General features: G+C 55.2%; 24 protein-coding genes and 1 riboswitch. Of the genes, 12 read left to right on the top strand and 12 right to left on the bottom strand.

Annotation, left to right across the window (positions count from 1 at the left end):
• Positions 1 to 8: 8 nt before the first annotated feature.
• From OGX93_RS17715 to pduF, 12 genes are all read right to left on the bottom strand, one after another.
• A complete protein-coding gene (locus OGX93_RS17715) occupies positions 9 to 794 on the bottom strand; it encodes a cobalt-precorrin-6A reductase (protein WP_153257697.1) in 786 nt (261 codons plus the stop codon).
• Positions 791 to 1,516, bottom strand: a complete 726-nt coding sequence (locus OGX93_RS17720) for a precorrin-3B C(17)-methyltransferase (protein WP_012131784.1) — start codon at positions 1,514 to 1,516, stop codon at positions 791 to 793. Before OGX93_RS17720 ends, OGX93_RS17715 begins: the two co-directional genes overlap by 4 nt.
• Complete coding sequence (gene cbiG, locus OGX93_RS17725) at positions 1,516 to 2,571, bottom strand: cobalt-precorrin 5A hydrolase (RefSeq protein ID WP_286449145.1); 1,056 nt, start codon at positions 2,569 to 2,571, stop codon at positions 1,516 to 1,518. The genes OGX93_RS17720 and cbiG overlap by 1 nt, the downstream gene beginning before the upstream one ends.
• Entirely contained in the window at positions 2,552 to 3,325 is a 774-nt protein-coding gene (locus OGX93_RS17730; RefSeq protein WP_012131782.1) for a cobalt-precorrin-4 methyltransferase, read from the bottom strand. Before OGX93_RS17730 ends, cbiG begins: the two co-directional genes overlap by 20 nt.
• Positions 3,318 to 3,887 carry a decarboxylating cobalt-precorrin-6B (C(15))-methyltransferase gene (locus tag OGX93_RS17735; RefSeq protein WP_286449146.1) on the bottom strand — a complete coding sequence of 190 codons (570 nt, stop codon included), beginning with the start codon at positions 3,885 to 3,887 and terminating at the stop codon, positions 3,318 to 3,320. Before OGX93_RS17735 ends, OGX93_RS17730 begins: the two co-directional genes overlap by 8 nt.
• Complete coding sequence (locus tag OGX93_RS17740) at positions 3,877 to 4,482, bottom strand: cobalt-precorrin-7 (C(5))-methyltransferase (RefSeq protein ID WP_047462737.1); 606 nt, start codon at positions 4,480 to 4,482, stop codon at positions 3,877 to 3,879. Before OGX93_RS17740 ends, OGX93_RS17735 begins: the two co-directional genes overlap by 11 nt.
• Positions 4,476 to 5,615 (bottom strand): cobalt-precorrin-5B (C(1))-methyltransferase CbiD, encoded by a 1,140-nt coding sequence (gene cbiD, locus OGX93_RS17745; RefSeq protein ID WP_012131779.1) that lies wholly within the window; start codon positions 5,613 to 5,615, stop codon positions 4,476 to 4,478. The genes OGX93_RS17740 and cbiD overlap by 7 nt, the downstream gene beginning before the upstream one ends.
• On the bottom strand, positions 5,612 to 6,244 hold the full coding sequence (locus tag OGX93_RS17750) for a cobalt-precorrin-8 methylmutase (protein ID WP_012131778.1): 633 nt from the start codon (positions 6,242 to 6,244) through the stop codon (positions 5,612 to 5,614). Before OGX93_RS17750 ends, cbiD begins: the two co-directional genes overlap by 4 nt.
• A gap of 12 nt (positions 6,245 to 6,256) precedes the next feature.
• Positions 6,257 to 7,216 (bottom strand): adenosylcobinamide-phosphate synthase CbiB, encoded by a 960-nt coding sequence (cbiB, locus tag OGX93_RS17755; RefSeq protein ID WP_047462732.1) that lies wholly within the window; start codon positions 7,214 to 7,216, stop codon positions 6,257 to 6,259.
• The gene (locus tag OGX93_RS17760; RefSeq protein ID WP_286449147.1) at positions 7,213 to 8,592 is read right to left on the bottom strand and encodes a cobyrinic acid a,c-diamide synthase CobB; all 1,380 of its coding nucleotides are present in this window, start codon (positions 8,590 to 8,592) and stop codon (positions 7,213 to 7,215) included. The genes cbiB and OGX93_RS17760 overlap by 4 nt, the downstream gene beginning before the upstream one ends.
• A gap of 99 nt (positions 8,593 to 8,691) precedes the next feature.
• Positions 8,692 to 8,865, bottom strand: a riboswitch (cobalamin riboswitch).
• Positions 8,866 to 9,163: 298 nt separating this feature from the next.
• On the bottom strand, positions 9,164 to 10,075 hold the full coding sequence (gene pocR / locus OGX93_RS17765) for a transcriptional regulator PocR (RefSeq protein ID WP_012131773.1): 912 nt from the start codon (positions 10,073 to 10,075) through the stop codon (positions 9,164 to 9,166).
• Positions 10,076 to 10,280: 205 nt separating this feature from the next.
• A complete protein-coding gene (gene pduF, locus OGX93_RS17770; RefSeq protein ID WP_047462725.1) occupies positions 10,281 to 11,090 on the bottom strand; it encodes a propanediol diffusion facilitator PduF in 810 nt (269 codons plus the stop codon).
• Positions 11,091 to 11,613: 523 nt separating this feature from the next.
• Here pduF and pduA point away from each other — a divergent pair.
• Genes pduA through OGX93_RS17830 form a run of 12 tightly spaced genes read left to right on the top strand, consistent with a single transcriptional unit; the run spans position 11,614 to position 19,991 of the window.
• Positions 11,614 to 11,898 (top strand): propanediol utilization microcompartment protein PduA, encoded by a 285-nt coding sequence (pduA, locus tag OGX93_RS17775; protein WP_001183618.1) that lies wholly within the window; start codon positions 11,614 to 11,616, stop codon positions 11,896 to 11,898.
• Positions 11,895 to 12,707 (top strand): propanediol utilization microcompartment protein PduB, encoded by an 813-nt coding sequence (pduB, locus tag OGX93_RS17780; RefSeq protein WP_012131771.1) that lies wholly within the window; start codon positions 11,895 to 11,897, stop codon positions 12,705 to 12,707. Before pduA ends, pduB begins: the two co-directional genes overlap by 4 nt.
• Before the next feature lie 18 nt (positions 12,708 to 12,725).
• Complete coding sequence (gene pduC / locus OGX93_RS17785; protein ID WP_047462720.1) at positions 12,726 to 14,390, top strand: propanediol dehydratase large subunit PduC; 1,665 nt, start codon at positions 12,726 to 12,728, stop codon at positions 14,388 to 14,390.
• Between the two features lie 10 nt (positions 14,391 to 14,400).
• Complete coding sequence (pduD, locus tag OGX93_RS17790; RefSeq protein WP_047462718.1) at positions 14,401 to 15,075, top strand: propanediol dehydratase medium subunit PduD; 675 nt, start codon at positions 14,401 to 14,403, stop codon at positions 15,073 to 15,075.
• 14 nt (positions 15,076 to 15,089) lie between these two features.
• Positions 15,090 to 15,608 carry a propanediol dehydratase small subunit PduE gene (gene pduE / locus OGX93_RS17795; protein WP_012131768.1) on the top strand — a complete coding sequence of 173 codons (519 nt, stop codon included), beginning with the start codon at positions 15,090 to 15,092 and terminating at the stop codon, positions 15,606 to 15,608.
• 15 nt (positions 15,609 to 15,623) lie between these two features.
• Positions 15,624 to 17,456, top strand: a complete 1,833-nt coding sequence (locus OGX93_RS17800; RefSeq protein ID WP_286449148.1) for a diol dehydratase reactivase subunit alpha — start codon at positions 15,624 to 15,626, stop codon at positions 17,454 to 17,456.
• Positions 17,446 to 17,796 (top strand): glycerol dehydratase reactivase beta/small subunit family protein, encoded by a 351-nt coding sequence (locus OGX93_RS17805; RefSeq protein WP_047462708.1) that lies wholly within the window; start codon positions 17,446 to 17,448, stop codon positions 17,794 to 17,796. Before OGX93_RS17800 ends, OGX93_RS17805 begins: the two co-directional genes overlap by 11 nt.
• Before the next feature lie 19 nt (positions 17,797 to 17,815).
• The gene (gene pduJ, locus OGX93_RS17810; protein ID WP_004853788.1) at positions 17,816 to 18,091 is read left to right on the top strand and encodes a propanediol utilization microcompartment protein PduJ; all 276 of its coding nucleotides are present in this window, start codon (positions 17,816 to 17,818) and stop codon (positions 18,089 to 18,091) included.
• A 24-nt stretch (positions 18,092 to 18,115) separates the two neighbouring features.
• Entirely contained in the window at positions 18,116 to 18,580 is a 465-nt protein-coding gene (locus tag OGX93_RS17815) for a BMC domain-containing protein (protein WP_047462701.1), read from the top strand.
• Between the two features lie 11 nt (positions 18,581 to 18,591).
• Positions 18,592 to 19,224 carry a phosphate propanoyltransferase gene (locus OGX93_RS17820; RefSeq protein WP_012131764.1) on the top strand — a complete coding sequence of 211 codons (633 nt, stop codon included), beginning with the start codon at positions 18,592 to 18,594 and terminating at the stop codon, positions 19,222 to 19,224.
• On the top strand, positions 19,221 to 19,712 hold the full coding sequence (gene pduM, locus OGX93_RS17825; RefSeq protein WP_047462698.1) for a microcompartment protein PduM: 492 nt from the start codon (positions 19,221 to 19,223) through the stop codon (positions 19,710 to 19,712). The genes OGX93_RS17820 and pduM overlap by 4 nt, the downstream gene beginning before the upstream one ends.
• Positions 19,713 to 19,715: 3 nt before the next feature.
• Positions 19,716 to 19,991, top strand: a complete 276-nt coding sequence (locus OGX93_RS17830) for a EutN/CcmL family microcompartment protein (RefSeq protein ID WP_012131762.1) — start codon at positions 19,716 to 19,718, stop codon at positions 19,989 to 19,991.
• The last annotated feature ends 3 nt before the right edge of the window (positions 19,992 to 19,994 follow it).

Consider the following 19,994-nt stretch of genomic DNA (forward strand, 5'->3'; position numbering starts at 1 on the left):
CTTACTCCTTAAGCAGCGGCCAGCCAGCGCGCCAAACGCTGCGCAAATGCGGCCTGACTTTCCAGTAACTCATCACCCGTTACAAGCGTTGCCGGGCGGGTAATCACGATGCAGGGGATACCGGCATCCAGACAGGGTTGAACTTTTTCCTGATAACCGCCCTCCGCCCCCGATGCTTTTGTCACCACGACATCGGCCTGGCACTGACGATAAAACGCCGCGTTAAATTCAGCGCTGAACGGCCCGCACAGGGCGAAAATCTCACCAACGCCAAATCCCAGGTCGGCACATTGCTGAATGACCTCAGGAACAGGTAAGACGCGGGCCAGCAGTTTTTTGTGCGGCAACCCGGCTCGCCAGGTCGCCAGATCTTTACTTCCGGTCGTTAACAGAACGCGTTCGCCAAAGCGCTGCGCCACATCGCAGGCCTCAGCAATCGTGTGGACATGGTGCAACAGCGGGTGCGTAAGCTCGCTGAGCTGTTCCGGGCGCTGATAGCGGCTCAGCAACACCCCCGCGCGTTCACAGGCGTGCATAATGTTGCGGCTGACGACCTCGGCATACGGGTGCGACGCATCAATGACCCAACGCGTGCGGTGCGCTTTCAGCCAGGCCACCATCTCCTCTGGCTCCAGGCGCCCGCAGCGGATATGCCCTTTAATGTCGCCAGCCAGCTGCTTTCCTGTCGGCGTGGCAACCGACAGGGTGTATGCCACCTTTGCCGCATCCAGTTGCTGACACAGCATCCGGGCATCGCTGGTGCCGCCCATAACCAGCACGTCGCCGTAACTCACAGTACGTAACCTCGCGGCGTGATCATCAGACCATCCTGTACGTAAGTGGCTTTGTTGCCGACAATCACCAGGCTGGTCATATCGACAGGCTCAAAATCCATATCGCCGAGCGTGGTCAGCCATTTTTCCTGCTTTTTACGCCCGGCCGACTTCACCACGCCAACCGGCGTTTGCGCGTTTTTGCTGGCGGACAGCAGTTCAAAAGCACGCGCCAGATGGCCTTCACGGCCACGGCTGCGCGGGTTATAGAAACAGATCACGAAGTCTGCTTCTCCGGCGGCGATAATCCGTTTTTCGATGACCGGCCACGGCGTCAGGAGATCGCTCAGGCTGATATGACAGAAATCGTGCATCAACGGCGCGCCCAGCAGGGAGGCCGCCGCGATACTGGCGGTCATGCCGGGGATCAGCCGCACTTCAACGTCCAGCTTCTGTTTGCTGACCAATTCCAGCACCAGCCCCGCCATGCCATAAATCCCCGCATCGCCGCTGCTGATCAGCGCCACATTGTGTCCGGCCTGCGCCAGTTCAATCGCCGCCTGACAGCGTTCGATCTCTTTGCACATTCCGGTTTTGATCACCTGCTTGTCGCCGGTAAAGGCTTTTACCAGATGGGTGTACGTTTTATAGCCAACGACAATTTCCGCCGCCTGTAAGGCTTCTACGGCTTCCATCGTCATCATTGCCTGCGAGCCAGGGCCAATTCCAATTACGCTTAACATCAGTGTGAAACTCCCAAAGTAATAGTGACGCCCTGTTCGCGCAGGGTTTCGCCAGACAGTTTTCCGTGACTTAACAGCCAGGCCGCCGGGCCGGATACGCTGCCCACACCGACGGTTTGCCGCACAAATCTGGAGGCCGGGAAGCGATGTTCATGCTCACGCAACGCGTCAGCGGTAAAGGTTTCAAAGGGAACGCGACAGCAGGAGGCAAGCTGGATTAATCCCTGCTCATCTTTTTTGAGCGAGACGCTGCCAATCGCTTTCAACGCCAGCGGATCAAATTTCTGCGCCTCCAGCTGTCGCGCCAGCAGCGCTGCCAGCAGCGGGAACGGCGTATCGCGGCGACAGCCGATTCCGGCGACCACCCGCTGCGGCACCAGCTTCCAGTGTCGGACGGGTATTTCTGGCAATTCATTGCGCAAAGTGATGCAAATCAGCGCATCAAGCTCAGGAAGTTGATGCAGGTCTGTCACGGTGATGAACCCGCGTCGATCGCAGTGACTGACATCGTCTGCCAGCTCCTCATCCCACCACAGCCCGACGCGCTGGTGGCTGACCAGCATCTGGTTGACGATTTTTACCGCCGAGCGGAAATCGGTCATCCGGGCATTGAGCTGAAATGCCAGCGTATCAAGCGCCGCCATATCGTTAACGTCAGTCGCCGTCGTGATAACCGGATCGGCGCCGAGCATGCCCGCCAGATAGCGGGTCAGCGCATTGGCGCCCCCCGCATGACCAGAGAGCAGGCTGATCACATGCTGGCCCCGCTCGTCGATCACCACCACCGCCGGGTCGCTGAATTTGTCGTTTACCAGCGGCGCCAGCACGCGTACCGCGATGCCGGTCGCACCGATAAAAATCAGCGCCGAATAGTTAGCAAACGCATCGCGGGCCGATTGTGCAAATCCGCCTTCGAAGGGCATAAACCCGTCGTCCAGCAGTTTCTCACTGGTAAAGCAGGTTAACGGCAGCATCGCCGCCAGCCGCTTCGCAAGCTGTACGCCGCCGGGCGTCAGACAAAACAGGGCTATAGATTCAGGCTTTACGGTATTCATGGCTAAAGTCCGCCGCATAGAGTTTTGAGTAGTGATACTCATCCCCCAGGAAATTCCCGACCAGAATGAGCGCCGTTTTACGGATACCCGCCTCACGTACTTTGTCGCCGATATCCGCCAGCGTGCCGCGCACGGTCTGGCTTTCCGGCCAGGTCGCTTTGTAGATAACCGCCACCGGCGTGGTGGTCGGATAGCCGCCTTCAATCAGCCGCTCGGCAACCCGGTGAATACGCTGCACGGAGAGATAAATCGCCATTGACGTCTGGTGGCTGGCGAAGGACTCCAGCTGTTCACGTTCCGGCACCGGAGTACGCCCTTCCAGGCGGGTAATGATGAGGCTTTGCGAAACTTCCGGGACGGTATACTCCACCCCCAGCTCCGCAGCAGCGCCGAGAAACGCGCTGACGCCCGGCACCACCTGCCAGTCGATGCCGCGCCGGGTAAGTTCTTCGCCCTGCTCACGCACGGAGCCGTACAGCGACACATCGCCCGTTTGCAGGCGTACGACCGTTTTTCCGGCTTTCACGCCCGCTTCCATCAGATCCAGAATTTGCTCCAGATGCAGTTCGGCGCTGTCGTGGCACTCTGCACCTGGTGGGCAATAGTCCAGCAGTTCAGTATTAATCAGCGATCCGGCATAAATAACGACCTGCGCCTGTTGCAACAGGCGATAACCTTTGAGCGTGATCAGTTCACGATCGCCCGGACCTGCGCCGACAAACCATACACAGCGGGGATCAAATGTCTCAGACATGGTTCTCTTCCTTCTGACAGGCGATAACAAAAACAGGATTATTCGGTTTGAAATAGTGGCCATTGCCGAGGGGAGTGAGTGACGACACCTGCACTTGCAGGCAATCCACCTCATGGATGCCAATCTGTGTCAGATATTCCAGCGCAGTATTCAGGTTTTCCTGAAGGATAAAGGTCATCACCAGACGGCCGCCGGGATGCAATTGCCGCATAGCCCAGTCAATCAGCGTCGTCAGATGGCCGCCGCTCCCGCCCATAAACACCGCATCCGCTTTTTCGGTCATCGTCATCGGCGCTTCACCCGGCAGAATGTCGATATTGCCGCAGGCAAAATGCTGGCGGTTTTCATCCAGCAACCGCAGGGCTGCCGGGTTACGTTCAATCGCCGTAACGTGCAGCGAAGGGTGCTGTAACGCCGCCTCTATCGACACACTCCCGGTTCCGGCGCCTACGTCAATCAGATGGCTGGCACGGTGCAAATCAAGTTTTGACAGCGCGAGCACGCGAACCGCTTCTTTGGTCATCGGCACGTTCTCGCCACGTAGAAAAAGCTCATCTTTCATCAAGGATCACCACTGCGTTCATGTCATAGTCGGCATTGACTTCACTGACGCGCAGCCAGTGAATCCGCTCGTTTTCCATTGCCAGGTTTTCGCCTATCACCATCCAGCGATGCCCCTTGTCGCGCGCCATTAACTGCGTCGCAATTTCTCGCGGCCCGCAGCGGGCATCCGTCACCATCGCGACCTTGCGATGACGCGCCAGCTCATCAAAACAGACGCTGCGACCGTGGCTGCTGGTCAGCCACATATCGTTCATATCGATACCCGATTGCGCACACAGATATTGCACTGCGCTGATACCGGGAATAATGCGCACCCGCTCAATGCCAAAATGGGCCACCATGCGCGTCCCGATGCCGTAAAACAGCGGATCGCCGGACGCCAGCACCACGATGCGTTTGTCCTGCTGCCCGGCAATCCAGTTGAGCAATTCCGCAATATTGGCGCCCAGAACAAACTGTTCGCCGGTGAACGCAGGAAACTGCAATAAATGGCGCTTTCCCCCCACCAGCACATCGGCATCCGCCACGGCCTCGCGTGCCGCTGGCGTCATCAAATGCAGCCCTGCCGGCCCCATGCCCACCACCGTTAGCATTGCATCTCCTCCACAATCTCTTCGATCGGGCGATTGCTACCGAGGATCTGGTTATCAAAAGAGAACATGATGGCGTCGCAGGTAGGTGGCGTTTTCGTGAAGCGCAGCATCTGCATCACGCGCATACAGATGCGTTGCGCAAGATGGTTGTAAATATGTTGAAAACCGTATGCTTCAATGTGCTCCATTGCCGCTTCGGTGGTGTCGCAGTCGCTGACCCGAGTCAGTAACTCAAGCGGCGCGCCAAGCAGCGCCAGATGCGCCACCAGGGTTTCCATGCGGGCATCTGCGATGTGGCTGTGAGTGTGGAAAATTCCCGCGGCTATTTTAATCAACTTACCGGGATGGCCGATCAACACGATATGGCGGTATCCCAGACGTACCGCTTCTTCAATCATGTAACCGACGAAATTGCTCATGGTGACGACAACCTGCGTGTCGATACCCATCTGTTCGCGCACAAAACGCTCGCCGTGGTTTCCCGGCACCAGCACAACGCGTTCCAGACCGGCGGCGCGTTTGATTTCCAGCTCCAGCGACAGTGAGCGTTTCCAGCTCTCCTCCGACATCGGAGTGACAATGCCGGTGGTTCCAATGATCGAAATACCGCCCAAAATACCGAGGCGCGCGTTATAGGTTTTCTGCGCCCGTTCTTCCCCCTCCGGGGCAAAAATTTCAATATCCGCTCCCCGCGCCGGGCCTATCGCTTCGCGTACTACAGACTCAATGGTATGACGCGGAGTACGATTAATCGCCGCGCTGCCCACCGGCAGTCCAATTCCCTTACGCGTCACGGTTCCCACGCCTTCTCCGCCCTGCAACGTAATCTCGCCGCTATCGTTCAGCGTTACGCGGGCAAAAATCAGCATTCCGTGCGTGGCATCGACATCATCGCCGCCGTCCTTACGGATCGCGGCAATCGCCTGCCGCCCTTCAATGTGCGGCGACTCGACGTTCAGGCACAATGTCACCCCGGACGGCGTAACGATGGAGACCTGATGAATCAGATGCTGGCGTAACACCATCAACGCGGCGACCTTTGCCGCAGCGGTCGCGCACGATCCGGTGGTATACCCTTTTCGCAACGCTTTGCCGTTGTGCCAGACAGGCGCGTCGAAGGATTGATCGCTCATCGCGCCCCCTGCAAGTAATAGAGCATGGCGTTTACGATCGCGGCGGCGACGTTGCTTCCTCCTTTACGCCCCAGCGCCGCGATAGCTGGCAATGCGCTTTTCGTCAGCGCATCTTTAGACTCCGCCGCCCCGACGAACCCGACCGGTACGCCTACCACGCCGCTCACGGCAACGTCATGCTCAAGCAACCGGAACAGCGCCGTCGGTGCATTGCCGAATACAAACACCTTTTCACTCTCTTCCGTCACGGCGATATCCACCGCCGCCATTGATCGGGTAATCCCCTGCGCTTTTGCTTCCGCCACGACTCGCGGATCGCTGATATAGCAACGGCATTCACCGCCAAACGTCGCCAGCAATGTTTTATTGATGCCGGAAAGCGCCATTGTGGTATCGGTATAGATAATGGATGGGCGACTCAGCGCCGCGCAGAGTCGCTCCAGCGCGTCATCGGAAAACCAGAGAATATCCAGCCAGTCAAAGTCGGCGGTGGTGTGAATCACCCGCTTGATGATCGCTTCGTGAAGCGGGCTGGCAAACTGATATTCCGGGCGTGTCTCGCGAATGATCTCGCCAATGATGTCGAAACTTTTGGCCTCAATCGCCTGGGGCTGCTGAATATATTGCATCGTCTGTTATCCTCAGGCTGCGCCAACCAGCAGGCACCGTACGGCGATAAACAGCGCCAGTGCCAGGGTCGAGGCTACCCACATCAATCGAATCGTTCGGGAAATGTCATCTACTGAAATGCCGCGCTGCGCGTCGCCTATCCAGGGTTTTTCAACACGCTCGCCAAAGTAGTCATTCGGGCCGCCAAGACGAATACCCAGCGCACCAGCAACAGAGGCTTCTGACCACGCGCAGTTAGGACTGCTGTGGTTGTAGCGATCCCGCCAGCCGATATGCAGGGCGCGATAGCCGTCGTAACGACACAACGTCGCGGCAATGCTCAGCAGCAGCCAGCTCAGACGCGCCGGGATAACGTTCGCAATATCATCCAGACGGGCGCTGACCATACCAATGGCGCGATATTTTTCGTGTTTATAGCCAACCATTGAATCGAGGGTATTTACGGCTTTGTACGCCATTGCCAGCGGCGCGCCGCCCAAAAAGAGGAAAAAAAGCGGGGCGATGATGCCATCTACGGTGTTCTCGGCGACCGTTTCCACCACGGCACGATTAACCTGTTCAGGCTGTAACTGTGAGGTATCCCGTCCGACAATCCATGACAGCTTCTCGCGGCTTTCAGCTAAATCGCCCGCCCGCAGCGGGCGTTCAACATCGCGGGCAGCATTCGCAAGACAGCGGCCAGCCAGCACGGTAAAAATCATCCAGATCTCTACCAGCCAGCCAAACCAGGGATGGATCGCGCTCGCCAGCGCCAGCACGCCCCAGGAAACCGCCCACGTCACGCCGACCACCACCAGCCACATCACCGCTCCGCCAATGCGCAGCGATCTGTCGCTATGGCAGTAACGCCGCACAACACGTTGAGTTGCTGAAATTAAATTGCCAATCCAGCGTACCGGATGCGGCCAGTTCTGCGGATCGCCAATAACGAAATCCAGAAGCCAGGCGATACACCACGCAAGCACGGTCATAGCGCCTCCCTTCCTGCCGCCAGCCAGTGGTTCAGCATTGCAGGGCGTTGTGCGAAATGAACGTGAAGGTAGCTTGCAAAGGTATTTCCCACCTGCCAGCCGCCAAACCATTCCTGCAATGTCTTACCATCGCGGACTTTACGGCACGCCATCACCGCCGGGTTTTCCGGGAGAAAATCAGAATAGTGGAACTCATGTCCACGCAGCACTTCGCCTGCCGCCGCCAGCAGCGTTTGCTCTCTGGCCTGCGCTTCGCAGTAGCCAAAGCGGGTCAACCGTTTCCCCATTTTGCTGTGCCCCGGAATCACATCCACCATCCGGTGAATCTCTCCACTAGCGTCCTCCAGGGTACTGCCGAGGTACATCAGCCCGCCGCACTCTGCGTAAATCGCCACGCCGCGCTGATGGGCGGCGCGCATTTGCGCCAGCATTGGGGTGTTCGCCGCCAGCGCGCCGGCGTGTAGCTCGGGGTATCCGCCTCCCAGCCAGATCATCTGGCATTCCGGCAGCGTGCTGTCATGCAGTGGACTGAAACGCGTCATCGTTACGCCAGTACGTTCCAGCAGTTTGATGTTATCGGGATAGTAAAAGTTAAACGCTTCGTCATCCGCGATGGCAACGGTAAGTCCTTTTCCCGCCTGCGGGTCGGGTAACGCCGGCCACTCGCCAGCAGGCAACGCGGTTAGCTGACTCAGGGAAAGAAGCGCATCAATGTCCAGCGTTCGTTCAAGCGTATCGGCAAACTCCTGCCACGGCTGCTGATTAACAACGGACTCACGCGCGGTAATCAGCCCCAGATGACGCTCCGGCAACGCCACGCCTTCCACTCCGGGAACATAGCCAAGCACCGGTAGCGAACAATAGCGTTCAATCGCCGTTTTCAGGAGTTGGTAGTGAGTTTCGCTATTAACGCGATTAACAATCACGCCAGCGATATTGAGGTCGGGATCAAAGTGCTGAAATCCCATTACCGTTGCGGCAATGGAGGTAGAAACGGCTTTACCGTCCACCAGTAAAATCACGGGGCAGCCCAGCTGTTTCGCCATCGCCGCCGTACTACAGTAGTTCGGGTCGGTGCCATAGCCGTCATAGAGTCCCATCACGCCTTCGATCACCGCGACGTCCGCCTGCTGCATGTGTTCACAAAACAGCGCGTTAAGCACGGGCTCCGGGAGCATAAAGCTGTCGAGGTTACGGGACGCACTGCCGCATACTGCCGTATGCCAGCCAGTATCGAGATAATCAGGGCCGACTTTGCATGGCTGAACACGCATTCCACGTCTTTTCAGCAGACTCAGCAGACCAAGCGTGACGGTGGTTTTACCACAGCCGCTTCCGGTTCCTGCGAGAATAAATGCGTGAAGCTTTGCCGCCATACCCTGATCCTGTTCAGGGTGGTAGAGGTATTGTTTAGCTGCGTATTACCCCAGTCTTTCGACTGTACGCTACTGAGCAACCCACTTCCCACCGAAGTTGTTGGTAAATACCGACAGGCAGGTCTTCTGGCTTAGCGTCCTCCTCGCCCGTCCTTCCCAATCTTGCGATCAGTGGTCTTACGGGGTCGTCAGCATCACAGCAGCGGGGGCTGCGGGGGATTCTCACCCCCTTCCCTGACACAAATGTGCCAAACCTGTCGGCTGATGTTATGAGCATCACTTTCTCGCTCATAACGACAATTAAATTTTAATTACCTGTTACGCGCCATTATGCCAACGCAATGGTGTAATGACGCCTGTTTTGAATGAAACACTGCGCAAAAGAATAATGAAACCTATTCATAATGACACTGTATCTCATCACAAAAATAAAAACTGGCTCAGTTTATCCTTCAGATAACATTATTTTGTTGCGCTATGACAATTTATTGCTCTGCTATAGTTTTTTTCATTTTATAATGACTGACATACAATACGATATCAAAAATCGGCAATAGCAAAATATTGCTATTTATGCGGACTCGGCGGACGAATTATCATTTATTTGCTGACGGAAAGCCTGTGGCGTGATCTGGTAGGTCTGACGGAACACTTTGCAAAAATAACTGGTTTGAGAAAAGCCTAAATTACGTGCAATGCTGGCGATACTCCAGTCACTGTGACAAAGCAGCTCTCTGGCGCTGGCCATGCGCTGTTGGTTTACCCAGGCATTAAAACCGATTCCCTGATATTTCTTGAATAACTTACTAAAGTAGTACGGGCTGAGGTAGACGTGAGAAGCGACATCCTCAAGGCGAAGATCGTCCGATAAATGCGCATCAATGTAGCGTAACGCTTTCTTCATTTTGCTGTCGTGGGGATTGGGCCCACGTTGCGAACGAGCAGGTTCCGCTTGCGGCGGATTGTCTTTAATAACAACAAAATTAAGTTGTTTTTTAAGGCAATTTTCCACAATCAGCTTCAGCAGATCCGCAGAGGCTATCACCCGCGCGTAGTCCATTTCGGGGACGTTTCGGAACTCATTCAACAGTTCAGGATCGGCCTGCCAGCGATCATCGACATTAAGAATATCAACCAGTCCGACATCATCGCTTAAACGTACCTGACCGCATAACACAAACCCCACCAGATGACCGGCAATCACCAAAGGAATGGAGAAATCGGTTAGCCCGGCATGGCAACGATAAATACAGGGCTGATCTGATTTTGACGCTTCCAGCCCCCCGCAGCGATCGCTCATACGGCAACGAATACTGTGTTGAGGATGTTGACGCATTAGCTGACAAAAAGGCGTGAAATTGAATAACTCAGAAATTTCATCACCGTGAATATTGACAACCACGACCGCCAGACTGGTGGCTTGTGCAAAATCCTGTGCGATTTTATTAATGAGTTCTGAGTTCAGGGCACTCGCAGAAATCATGATAAAACCCCTCAGTTAATTTATTGTTGCAAATGGAACATTTATTTCACATTTACCTTTCATCATCACCATACTGTATTAGTGATAAAAAAGTATAAGGGACAATAACAAAAGTCTCCCATCCGTGGGAGACGTTTTGACCAGTTCGTGAAACCAGATCACGAAATGATTTTACGTGTTTCAAAAATACATACGTCCCGTCGTGTTAACGTCCATTTTCCTCCAGCTTACAGGCATTGCACGGTAAATTTTTACCAATCAGGTAGCGATAAACCGCAGCTCCGGCGCAAGCTCCGACAATCGGCGCAATAATCGGCACAATAAAATAAGGAATATCGCGCCCCCCGGTCATGGCAATGTCTCCCCAACCGGCAAACCACGCGAATAATTTTGGACCAAAATCACGCGCCGGATTCATCGCAAACCCCGTAAGCGGCCCGGTAGACGCCCCGATAACGGCAACCAAAATACCGATAAGCAAAGGCGCCAGCGGCCCTTTAGGAACCCCATTGCCATCATCGGTCAGCGCCATGATCATCCCCATCAGAATCGAGGTAATGACCACTTCGACCAGCGCCGCCTGCCATACGCTCAGCGCGGCTGCCGGGTAGGTACTGAAAATACTGGCAAGTTGCAGACTCTCCACGCTGCCGCGCACCATATGGTTCGCCGCTTCAAACTCGGTAAATAAGCTACCGTAGAGCAGATAGGCCAACAGCGCGCCGCCGAACGCTCCGGCAACCTGAGCGATGGAATAAGGCAAGACCTTTCGCCCAGGGAAACAGGCAAACAACCACAGCGCAATGGTAATCGCCGGGTTCAGGTGCGCGCCCGATATCCCGGCCGTGAGATAAACGGCAAGCGAGATCCCAAGCCCCCAAATGATGCAGATCTCCCATAGCCCCAGACTCGCACCCGCAACCTTTAATGCACTCAGGCAACCGATACCAAAGAACAAAAACAGCCCGGTGCCCAAAAACTCGGCAATACATTGTGCTTTTAGTGAATCGTTCATTGTGACACCTTCTAAGCAGAGTTCGTGTCTTTACCAGCACAACGCCGTACTGGCAGTAGAGTACAACGAGCATCACTATAAAAAGCGGCACCTGTAAATTGTTGGCAATCTGCCGTTAACCTGCCCCGAAAAATCGTGTTGCTATAGCAAAATATTGCTCTCTGTTTATTCTCCAGGGCAATAATGGAGCGTACTCTAACGAATAAAATGCCAGATTAGGGATAATAAAAAATTGCGATCACCAGATATTCGTTTTCAAACAAATATCACAATTCCATTTTTCGCGTAGCAAAAGTTATTTATTTTGTCACCCTGTAAAATGTAAAAATGGAATAGCGAAAACGAAATAATCATATCAAAAACAACACATCAAACCTTTAGATTCAACGGGTTATAAAAAATCACAGCAATTTAGTGCTATTGACCACCCATTATTTTTTCATTCTCTTTTTAAAGTCAGCCATTCTTTTTCCTCGCTTCTTTTTATAGTCATCAACATCGGGACAACCCAGGCGAGGTCTTTATGCAACAAGAAGCATTAGGAATGGTAGAAACCAAAGGCTTAACCGCAGCCATAGAGGCCGCAGACGCAATGGTGAAGTCAGCCAATGTGATGTTAGTCGGCTACGAAAAAATTGGCTCCGGGCTGGTAACGGTCATCGTTCGCGGTGACGTTGGCGCAGTAAAAGCGGCAACCGATGCGGGCGCCGCTGCCGCACGCAACGTGGGAGAAGTGAAAGCCGTACACGTTATTCCACGCCCTCATACCGATGTAGAAAAAATCTTACCGAAGGGAATTAGCCAATGAGCAGCAATGAACTGGTGGAACAGATCATGGCGCAGGTGATTGCCCGTGTGGCAACGCCAGAACAAACGGCCATTCCTGAAGAAACCCACCCAATACGAGAGACGGCTATGGCAGAGAAAAGTTGCAGTTTAACGGAATTTGTCGGCACCGCGATTGGCGACACCGTCGGTCTGGTGATCGCAAATGTGGACAGTGCCTTACTGGAAGCGATGAAGCTGGAAAAGCGCTACCGCTCCATCGGAATCCTTGGCGCGCGAACTGGCGCAGGCCCGCACATTATGGCCGCCGATGAAGCAGTAAAAGCGACCAATACCGAAGTGGTCAGCATTGAGCTTCCCCGCGATACCAAAGGCGGCGCAGGCCACGGTTCGCTGATTATTTTAGGCGGCAACGATGTTTCGGACGTGAAGCGCGGCATTGAAGTTGCGCTGAAAGAACTCGACCGGACGTTCGGCGACGTATACGCCAATGAAGCCGGACATATCGAGCTGCAATACACCGCCCGCGCCAGCTATGCGCTTGAAAAAGCCTTTGGCGCGCCAATTGGCCGCGCCTGCGGCGTGATTGTCGGCGCCCCCGCCTCCGTTGGCGTACTGATGGCGGATACCGCGCTGAAATCCGCCAATGTTGAGGTCGTGGCTTACAGCTCTCCGGCACACGGCACCAGCTTCAGTAACGAAGCCATTCTGGTGATTTCCGGGGATTCCGGCGCGGTGCGTCAGGCGGTTATTTCAGCCCGTGAAATCGGCAAAACCGTTCTGTCCACCCTCGGCGCGACGCCGAAAAACGATCGTCCGTCCTACATCTGATATCCGTGAGGCTGATTCATGAGATCGAAAAGATTTGAAGCACTGGCGAAACGCCCTGTGAATCAGGATGGCTTCGTTAAGGAGTGGATCGAAGAAGGCTTCATTGCGATGGAAAGCCCGAACGACCCCAAACCGTCGATTAAAATCGTTAACGGCGCGGTTACCGAGCTGGACGGCAAAGCCGCCAGCGAATTTGACCTGATCGACCACTTTATCGCCCGTTACGGTATTAACCTGGCGCGCGCGGAAGAAGTGATGGCGATGGACTCGGTCAAACTCGCTAATATGCTGTGCGATCCAAACGTCAAACGCAGCGACATCGTTCCGCTCACCACGGCGATGACGCCAGCAAAAATCGTTGAAGTCGTCTCACACATGAACGTGGTAGAGATGATGATGGCGATGCAAAAAATGCGCGCCCGCCGCACGCCTTCTCAGCAGGCGCATGTCACCAACGTGAAAGACAACCCGGTTCAGATTGCCGCCGATGCCGCAGAAGGCGCGTGGCGTGGGTTTGATGAGCAAGAGACAACGGTTGCGGTCGCACGCTACGCCCCGTTCAATGCTATCGCTCTGCTGGTGGGTTCCCAGGTCGGTCGCCCAGGCGTATTAACGCAGTGTTCACTGGAAGAAGCCACCGAACTGAAGCTCGGTATGCTGGGCCACACCTGCTACGCCGAAACCATTTCCGTCTATGGTACTGAACCGGTCTTTACCGATGGCGACGATACCCCCTGGTCAAAAGGCTTCCTCGCCTCTTCCTATGCCTCTCGCGGCCTGAAAATGCGCTTTACCTCGGGGTCGGGTTCCGAAGTACAGATGGGCTATGCTGAAGGCAAATCAATGCTCTATCTGGAAGCCCGCTGTATCTATATCACCAAAGCCGCAGGCGTTCAGGGTCTACAGAACGGTTCTGTCAGCTGCATCGGCGTTCCTTCTGCCGTACCGTCAGGCATTCGCGCCGTACTGGCGGAAAACCTGATCTGCTCCGCGCTGGATCTGGAATGCGCCTCCAGTAACGACCAGACCTTCACCCACTCCGATATGCGTCGTACCGCGCGTCTGCTGATGCAGTTCCTGCCGGGTACTGACTTCATCTCCTCGGGTTATTCCGCCGTACCGAACTACGACAACATGTTTGCCGGTTCAAACGAAGATGCGGAGGACTTCGACGACTACAACGTTATCCAGCGTGACCTGAAAGTGGACGGTGGTCTGCGTCCGGTTCGCGAAGAAGACGTTATCGCCATCCGTAACAAAGCCGCGCGCGCGCTGCAAGCCGTGTTTGCCGGAATGGGGCTGCCGCCGATTACCGATGAAGAGGTTGAAGCCGCAACCTACGCTCACGGCTCGAAAGATATGCCTGAACGTAACATCGTCGAAGACATCAAGTTCGCGCAAGAGATCATCAACAAAAACCGTAACGGTCTGGAAGTGGTGAAAGCCCTTGCAAAAGGCGGTTTCACCGACGTCGCGCAAGACATGCTCAACATCCAGAAAGCCAAATTAACCGGAGACTATCTGCATACCTCCGCCATTATCGTCGGCGACGGGCAGGTGCTCTCTGCGGTGAATGACGTCAACGATTATGCCGGTCCGGCAACAGGTTATCGCCTGCAAGGCGAACGCTGGGAAGAGATTAAAAACATCCCTGGCGCACTCGATCCCAACGAACTTGGCTAAGGGGTGAAAAATGGAAATTAATGAAAAGCTGCTGCGCCAGATAATCGAAGACGTGCTTTCTGAAATGCAAACCAGCGATAAGCCCGTCTCCTTTCGCGCACCGACAGCATCAACTTCGCCGCAAACTACAGCGCCGCAAGGCGACGGTTTTCTGACGGAAATTGGCGAGGCCAGACAAGGTACGCAGCAGGATGAAGTGATCATTGCCGTGGGCCCGGCATTTGGCCTGTCGCAGACCGTGAATATCGTCGGCTTGCCGCACAAAAATATCCTGCGTGAAGTGATCGCCGGTATTGAAGAAGAAGGCATTAAAGCCCGCGTGATCCGCTGCTTTAAATCCTCTGACGTGGCGTTCGTCGCCGTTGAAGGCAACCGCCTCAGCGGCTCCGGCATTTCAATCGGTATTCAGTCAAAAGGCACTACCGTTATTCATCAGCAAGGGCTGCCGCCGCTCTCCAATCTGGAGTTATTCCCTCAGGCGCCGCTGCTGACGCTGGAAACGTATCGTCAGATTGGCAAGAACGCCGCGCGCTATGCGAAGCGTGAGTCACCACAACCGGTTCCGACCTTAAATGACCAAATGGCGCGCCCGAAGTACCAGGCGAAATCCGCCATTCTGCACATTAAAGAGACGAAGTATGTCGTGACGGGCAAAAACCCGCAGGAACTGCGCGTGGCGCTTTAACAAAGGATACCTCCATGAATACCGACGCAATTGAATCGATGGTTCGGGACGTGTTGAGCCGCATGAACAGCTTGCAGGGCAACGCACCTGCTCCGGCCGCAGCAAGCGCATCAACGCATACCGCAAAAGTGACGGATTATCCGCTGGCGAATAAACATCCAGAATGGGTAAAAACCGCCACCAATAAAACGCTGGATGAATTCACGCTGGAAAACGTCCTCAGCGACAAAGTGACCGCACAGGATATGCGTATCACGCCGGATACGCTGCGCATTCAGGCGGCTATCGCCAGAGATGCCGGACGTGACCGCCTGGCGATGAACTTTGAGCGCGCAGCGGAACTGACCGCCGTACCGGACGATCGAATCCTTGAAATTTACAACGCCCTGCGTCCATACCGTTCGACGAAAGAAGAGCTGATGGCTATCGCAGACGATCTGGAAAATCGCTATCAGGCGAAGATTTGCGCAGCTTTCGTGCGTGAAGCGGCAACGTTATACGTCGAGCGTAAAAAACTCAAAGGTGACGATTAATTTTAGGGAAATACGATGCGATACATAGCTGGCATTGATATTGGCAACTCATCAACAGAAGTCGCGCTGGCGCGGCTGGATGAGGCTGGCACACTGACCATTACCGGCAGCGCGCTGGCGGAAACCACCGGAATTAAAGGCACATTACGAAATGTGTTTGGTATTCAGGAGGCGCTTACGCTTGCGGCAAAAAACGCAGGCATCAATGTCAGCGATATTTCGCTTATCCGCATCAACGAAGCCACACCGGTCATTGGCGATGTCGCGATGGAAACCATCACGGAAACCATCATTACCGAGTCCACAATGATCGGCCATAACCCTAAAACCCCAGGCGGGGTCGGTCTGGGTGTGGGAGTGACCATTACGCCGCAAGAGTTATTAACCCGCCCGGCGGATACGCCTTATATCCTGGTCGTGTCATCGGTGTTCGACTTCGCCGATGTCGCCACCATAATTAACGCCTCCGTACGCGCCGGATATCAACTCACCGGCGTCATTTTGCAGCAAGACGACGGCGTCCTGGTCAGCAACCGCCTGGAACAGCCTTTACCGATCGTCGATGAAGTGCTCTATATCGACCGGATTCCGCTGGGCATGCTGGCCGCAATTGAGGTTGCCGTACCAGGGAAAGTGATTGAAACGCTCTCTAACCCTTACGGTATTGCCACGGTTTTCGGCCTTAATGCCGAAGAAACTAAAAATATCGTCCCTATGGCGCGCGCGCTGATTGGCAATCGCTCCGCCGTCGTCGTGAAAACGCCGTCAGGGGATGTCAAAGCACGCGCCATTCCCGCCGGGAATCTGGAACTGCTTTCTCAGGGACGCACGCTCCGTGTGGATGTTGCCGCCGGTGCTGAAGCCATCATGAAAGCGGTGGGCGAATGCCGCAAGCTGGACAACGTGACCGGCGAAGCAGGCACCAATATTGGCGGCATGCTGGAACATGTACGCCAGACCATGGCGGAACTGACCAATAAGCCCAGCAACGAGATCTTCATTCAGGATTTGCTGGCTGTCGATACTTCCGTTCCGGTGAGCGTTACCGGCGGGCTGGCAGGCGAATTTTCTCTGGAGCAGGCCGTGGGCATCGCCTCAATGGTGAAATCCGACCGTCTGCAAATGGCGATGATCGCCCGCGAAATCAAACAAAAGCTGAGTGTTGACGTTCAGGTTGGCGGTGCTGAGGCTGAAGCGGCGATTTTAGGCGCGTTGACGACTCCCGGCACCACGCGTCCGCTGGCGATTCTCGATTTGGGCGCAGGTTCGACAGATGCCTCCATCATCAATCCCAAAGGGGAGATCATTGCCACCCACCTCGCAGGGGCTGGCGATATGGTTACGATGATTATTGCCCGTGAGCTGGGTCTGGATGACCGCTATCTGGCAGAAGAGATTAAAAAGTATCCACTCGCGAAGGTGGAAAGCCTTTTTCATCTGCGTCACGAAGATGGCAGCGTCCAGTTTTTCCCCACCCCGCTGCCGCCAGCCGTATTTGCCCGCGTATGTGTGGTGAAGCCCGATGAACTGGTTCCATTACCCGGCGATTTAGCGCTGGAAAAAGTACGCGCCATTCGCCGCAGCGCCAAAGAGCGGGTTTTCGTCACTAACGCCCTGCGCGCGCTGCGCCAGGTCAGCCCGACCGGCAACATTCGTGACATTCCTTTTGTCGTGCTGGTTGGCGGATCGTCTCTGGATTTCGAGATCCCGCAACTCGTCACCGATGCGCTGGCGCACTATCGCCTGGTGGCCGGTCGCGGAAACATTCGCGGCACAGAAGGCCCGAGAAATGCGGTCGCAACCGGGCTGATTCTCTCCTGGCATAAGGAGTTCGCGCATGGACAGTAACGCCAGTACCCCGGCTATCGTTATTTCGACCATCAATGACGGTATCGCGGTCTGGAAAGAGGTGCTTCTCGGTATTGAAGAAGAAGGCATCCCCTTTGTTATCCAGACGCAGACTGACGGTGACGTGACCCATTGCGCCTGGCAGGCGGCGCGTCGGTCTCCACTACTCGTCGGCATAGCCTGCGACAAAGAAAAGCTGGTTGTGCATTACAAGAATTTACCCGCATCAGCGCCGCTTTTTACGCTGATGTATCACCAGGACAGCCATGCCCGGCGAAGTGCTGGTAACAACGCGGCAAGGTTAGTCAAAGGGATCCCCTTTCGGGATCTGAATACCTAAGCAACAGGAGAATCGCAGTATGAACAACGCACTGGGACTGGTTGAAACAAAAGGGTTAGTCGGCGCTATCGAAGCCGCTGACGCCATGGTGAAGTCCGCCAACGTGCAACTGGTGGGCTATGAAAAAATCGGCTCCGGCCTGGTCACCGTTATGGTTCGCGGTGATGTTGGCGCGGTTAAAGCGGCAGTCGATGCGGGAAGCGCCGCAGCAAGCGCCGTGGGCGAGGTGAAATCTTGCCACGTTATTCCACGTCCGCACAGCGACGTTGAGGCCATTTTACCCAAGTCAGCCTAAACGGCCGCAACCAAGGAGCACAGCGTGAAGCAATCACTGGGATTACTTGAAGTTAGTGGTCTGGCATTAGCCATCAGTTGCGCGGATGTCATGGCGAAAGCCGCTTCCATCACGCTGGTGGGGCTTGAGAGAACCAACGGTTCTGGCTGGACGGTGATCAAAATCACCGGTGATGTGGCCTCCGTGCAGTCCGCCATCATCACCGGTGCCAGTTTTGCCGATCAACAGCAGGGGCTGATCGCCCATAAAGTTATCGCCAGGCCTGGGGAGGGGATTCTTTCCCGCGCGACGGTTATTCCGCCCGCGCCCATGCCAGCCCCGGAACCTGAAACAGAACCTGAATCTGAACCTGACGTCGTTGTTGTAGAAGAGTCAGTACCGGAAGCAGAACCCGAAGCCGGAATGGTCAGTTGCAATCTCTGTCTTGACCCTGCCTGTAAACGGCAAAAAGGCGAGCCCCGGTCACTCTGCCTGCATTCAGGTAAGTGAGGTAAAGCGTAATGGATAAACAGCTTCTGGAAACAACCGTCAGCAAAGTGCTGGATGAAATGCGTGAGCGCCCTATTCCTCTGGGTGTTTCCAACCGTCATATCCATCTTAGCGCTGAAGACTATGCCCGGCTTTTCCCTGGTCAGCCAATCAGCGAGAAAAAAGCGCTGCTCCAGCCTGGGCAATATGCGGCCGACCAGACCGTCACGCTTATTGGCCCTAAAGGTCAGTTAAAGAATGTGCGCCTGCTCGGCCCCCTTCGCCGTACCAGCCAGGTTGAGATTTCCCGCACCGATGCCAGAACATTGGGCATCGCTGCGCCGCTGCGCATGTCGGGAGACCTTAAAGGAACGCCAGGCATTCGTCTTGTCAGCCCCTTCGCCGAGCTGGATCTCGCATCCGGCGTGATTGTCGCCCAACGCCACATTCATATGTCACCGCTTGATGCGTTGATATTTCGCGTTGCGCATGGCGACAAAGTCTCTGTCGCTATTGAAGGCAATGCGCGCAGGCTGATTTTCGACAACGTCGCGATTCGCGTCTCTGCGGATATGCGTCTTGAAATGCACATCGACACAGACGAAGCCAATGCCGCAGGCGCCGACAGCCCGGACGCGTTTGCCACTCTGGTTACACCGCGATGAACGGCGAGATGTTGCAGCGCATTATTGAGGAGGTCATCTCCCGCTTGCAGCGGCGGGCGGAAAGCACGGCCACGCTCAGTATTTCGCAACTGCGGGAGGCCGATTCCCGCGCGCTGTTTTGTCAGTATGCGGCGCTGCATATTGTGCAGGCGGACCTGCCTTCGCTGACGTACATCGCAGAGCAGGATGCCGACGACCCTGTAGCGAAGAAAGTCCATGACGCACTGGCATCAGGTATTCGTCTACAGATATCCCTGCACCATCGCCTGTTGCCGTCGCTGCCGGTGAAAAAGCTGGCGCGTCTGCCCATCAGGCTGGTCGATGAACGAGGGCAAACAATCTGCCTGCATCCGACCACTCTTTTGAGTTACGCCGACGTCGCCCTACTCGCGGGGCAATTACTGGTGCTGCGTCGTCGCTGTGTCGTCACCGCTCTGGCCCGTGAAGCCGCCAGCGCGCGTAATATTCAACTTATTAAGCAGGAGTGAACCATGCATCTGGCACGAGTCACAGGCGCGGTGGTATCCACGCAAAAATCGCCCTCTCTGGTTGGGAAAAAACTTTTGCTGGTACGTCGGGTAAGTGCCGATGGAGAGCTTCCCGACTCGCCTATTACCGGAGATGAGGTTGCCGTCGATTCCGTCGGCGCTGGCGTGGGTGAACTGGTTTTACTCAGCAGCGGCTCCAGCGCCAGACATGTTTTTTCCAGCCCGAACGAGGCCATCGATCTGGCCATTGTCGGCATCGTAGACACGCTTTCTCATTAAGGA

Source organism: Citrobacter sp. CK195 (genome assembly GCF_030333365.1).
Lineage (GTDB): Bacteria > Pseudomonadota > Gammaproteobacteria > Enterobacterales > Enterobacteriaceae > Citrobacter_B > Citrobacter_B koseri.

Coding starts and splice junctions, on each gene's coding strand:
- cbiG (WP_286449145.1), bottom strand. CDS start 2,571: ATGAATACCGTAAAGCCTGAATCTATAGCCCTGTTTTGTCTGACGCCC.
- pduB (WP_012131771.1), top strand. CDS start 11,895: ATGAGCAGCAATGAACTGGTGGAACAGATCATGGCGCAGGTGATTGCC.
- pduC (WP_047462720.1), top strand. CDS start 12,726: ATGAGATCGAAAAGATTTGAAGCACTGGCGAAACGCCCTGTGAATCAG.
- cbiD (WP_012131779.1), bottom strand. CDS start 5,615: ATGAGCGATCAATCCTTCGACGCGCCTGTCTGGCACAACGGCAAAGCG.
- OGX93_RS17805 (WP_047462708.1), top strand. CDS start 17,446: ATGGACAGTAACGCCAGTACCCCGGCTATCGTTATTTCGACCATCAAT.
- pocR (WP_012131773.1), bottom strand. CDS start 10,075: ATGATTTCTGCGAGTGCCCTGAACTCAGAACTCATTAATAAAATCGCA.
- OGX93_RS17750 (WP_012131778.1), bottom strand. CDS start 6,244: ATGCAATATATTCAGCAGCCCCAGGCGATTGAGGCCAAAAGTTTCGAC.
- pduJ (WP_004853788.1), top strand. CDS start 17,816: ATGAACAACGCACTGGGACTGGTTGAAACAAAAGGGTTAGTCGGCGCT.
- OGX93_RS17820 (WP_012131764.1), top strand. CDS start 18,592: ATGGATAAACAGCTTCTGGAAACAACCGTCAGCAAAGTGCTGGATGAA.
- pduD (WP_047462718.1), top strand. CDS start 14,401: ATGGAAATTAATGAAAAGCTGCTGCGCCAGATAATCGAAGACGTGCTT.
- OGX93_RS17735 (WP_286449146.1), bottom strand. CDS start 3,887: ATGAAAGATGAGCTTTTTCTACGTGGCGAGAACGTGCCGATGACCAAA.
- pduM (WP_047462698.1), top strand. CDS start 19,221: ATGAACGGCGAGATGTTGCAGCGCATTATTGAGGAGGTCATCTCCCGC.
- cbiB (WP_047462732.1), bottom strand. CDS start 7,216: ATGACCGTGCTTGCGTGGTGTATCGCCTGGCTTCTGGATTTCGTTATT.
- OGX93_RS17830 (WP_012131762.1), top strand. CDS start 19,716: ATGCATCTGGCACGAGTCACAGGCGCGGTGGTATCCACGCAAAAATCG.
- OGX93_RS17760 (WP_286449147.1), bottom strand. CDS start 8,592: ATGGCGGCAAAGCTTCACGCATTTATTCTCGCAGGAACCGGAAGCGGC.
- OGX93_RS17720 (WP_012131784.1), bottom strand. CDS start 1,516: ATGTTAAGCGTAATTGGAATTGGCCCTGGCTCGCAGGCAATGATGACG.
- OGX93_RS17800 (WP_286449148.1), top strand. CDS start 15,624: ATGCGATACATAGCTGGCATTGATATTGGCAACTCATCAACAGAAGTC.
- pduF (WP_047462725.1), bottom strand. CDS start 11,090: ATGAACGATTCACTAAAAGCACAATGTATTGCCGAGTTTTTGGGCACC.
- pduE (WP_012131768.1), top strand. CDS start 15,090: ATGAATACCGACGCAATTGAATCGATGGTTCGGGACGTGTTGAGCCGC.
- OGX93_RS17740 (WP_047462737.1), bottom strand. CDS start 4,482: ATGCTAACGGTGGTGGGCATGGGGCCGGCAGGGCTGCATTTGATGACG.
- OGX93_RS17730 (WP_012131782.1), bottom strand. CDS start 3,325: ATGTCTGAGACATTTGATCCCCGCTGTGTATGGTTTGTCGGCGCAGGT.
- pduA (WP_001183618.1), top strand. CDS start 11,614: ATGCAACAAGAAGCATTAGGAATGGTAGAAACCAAAGGCTTAACCGCA.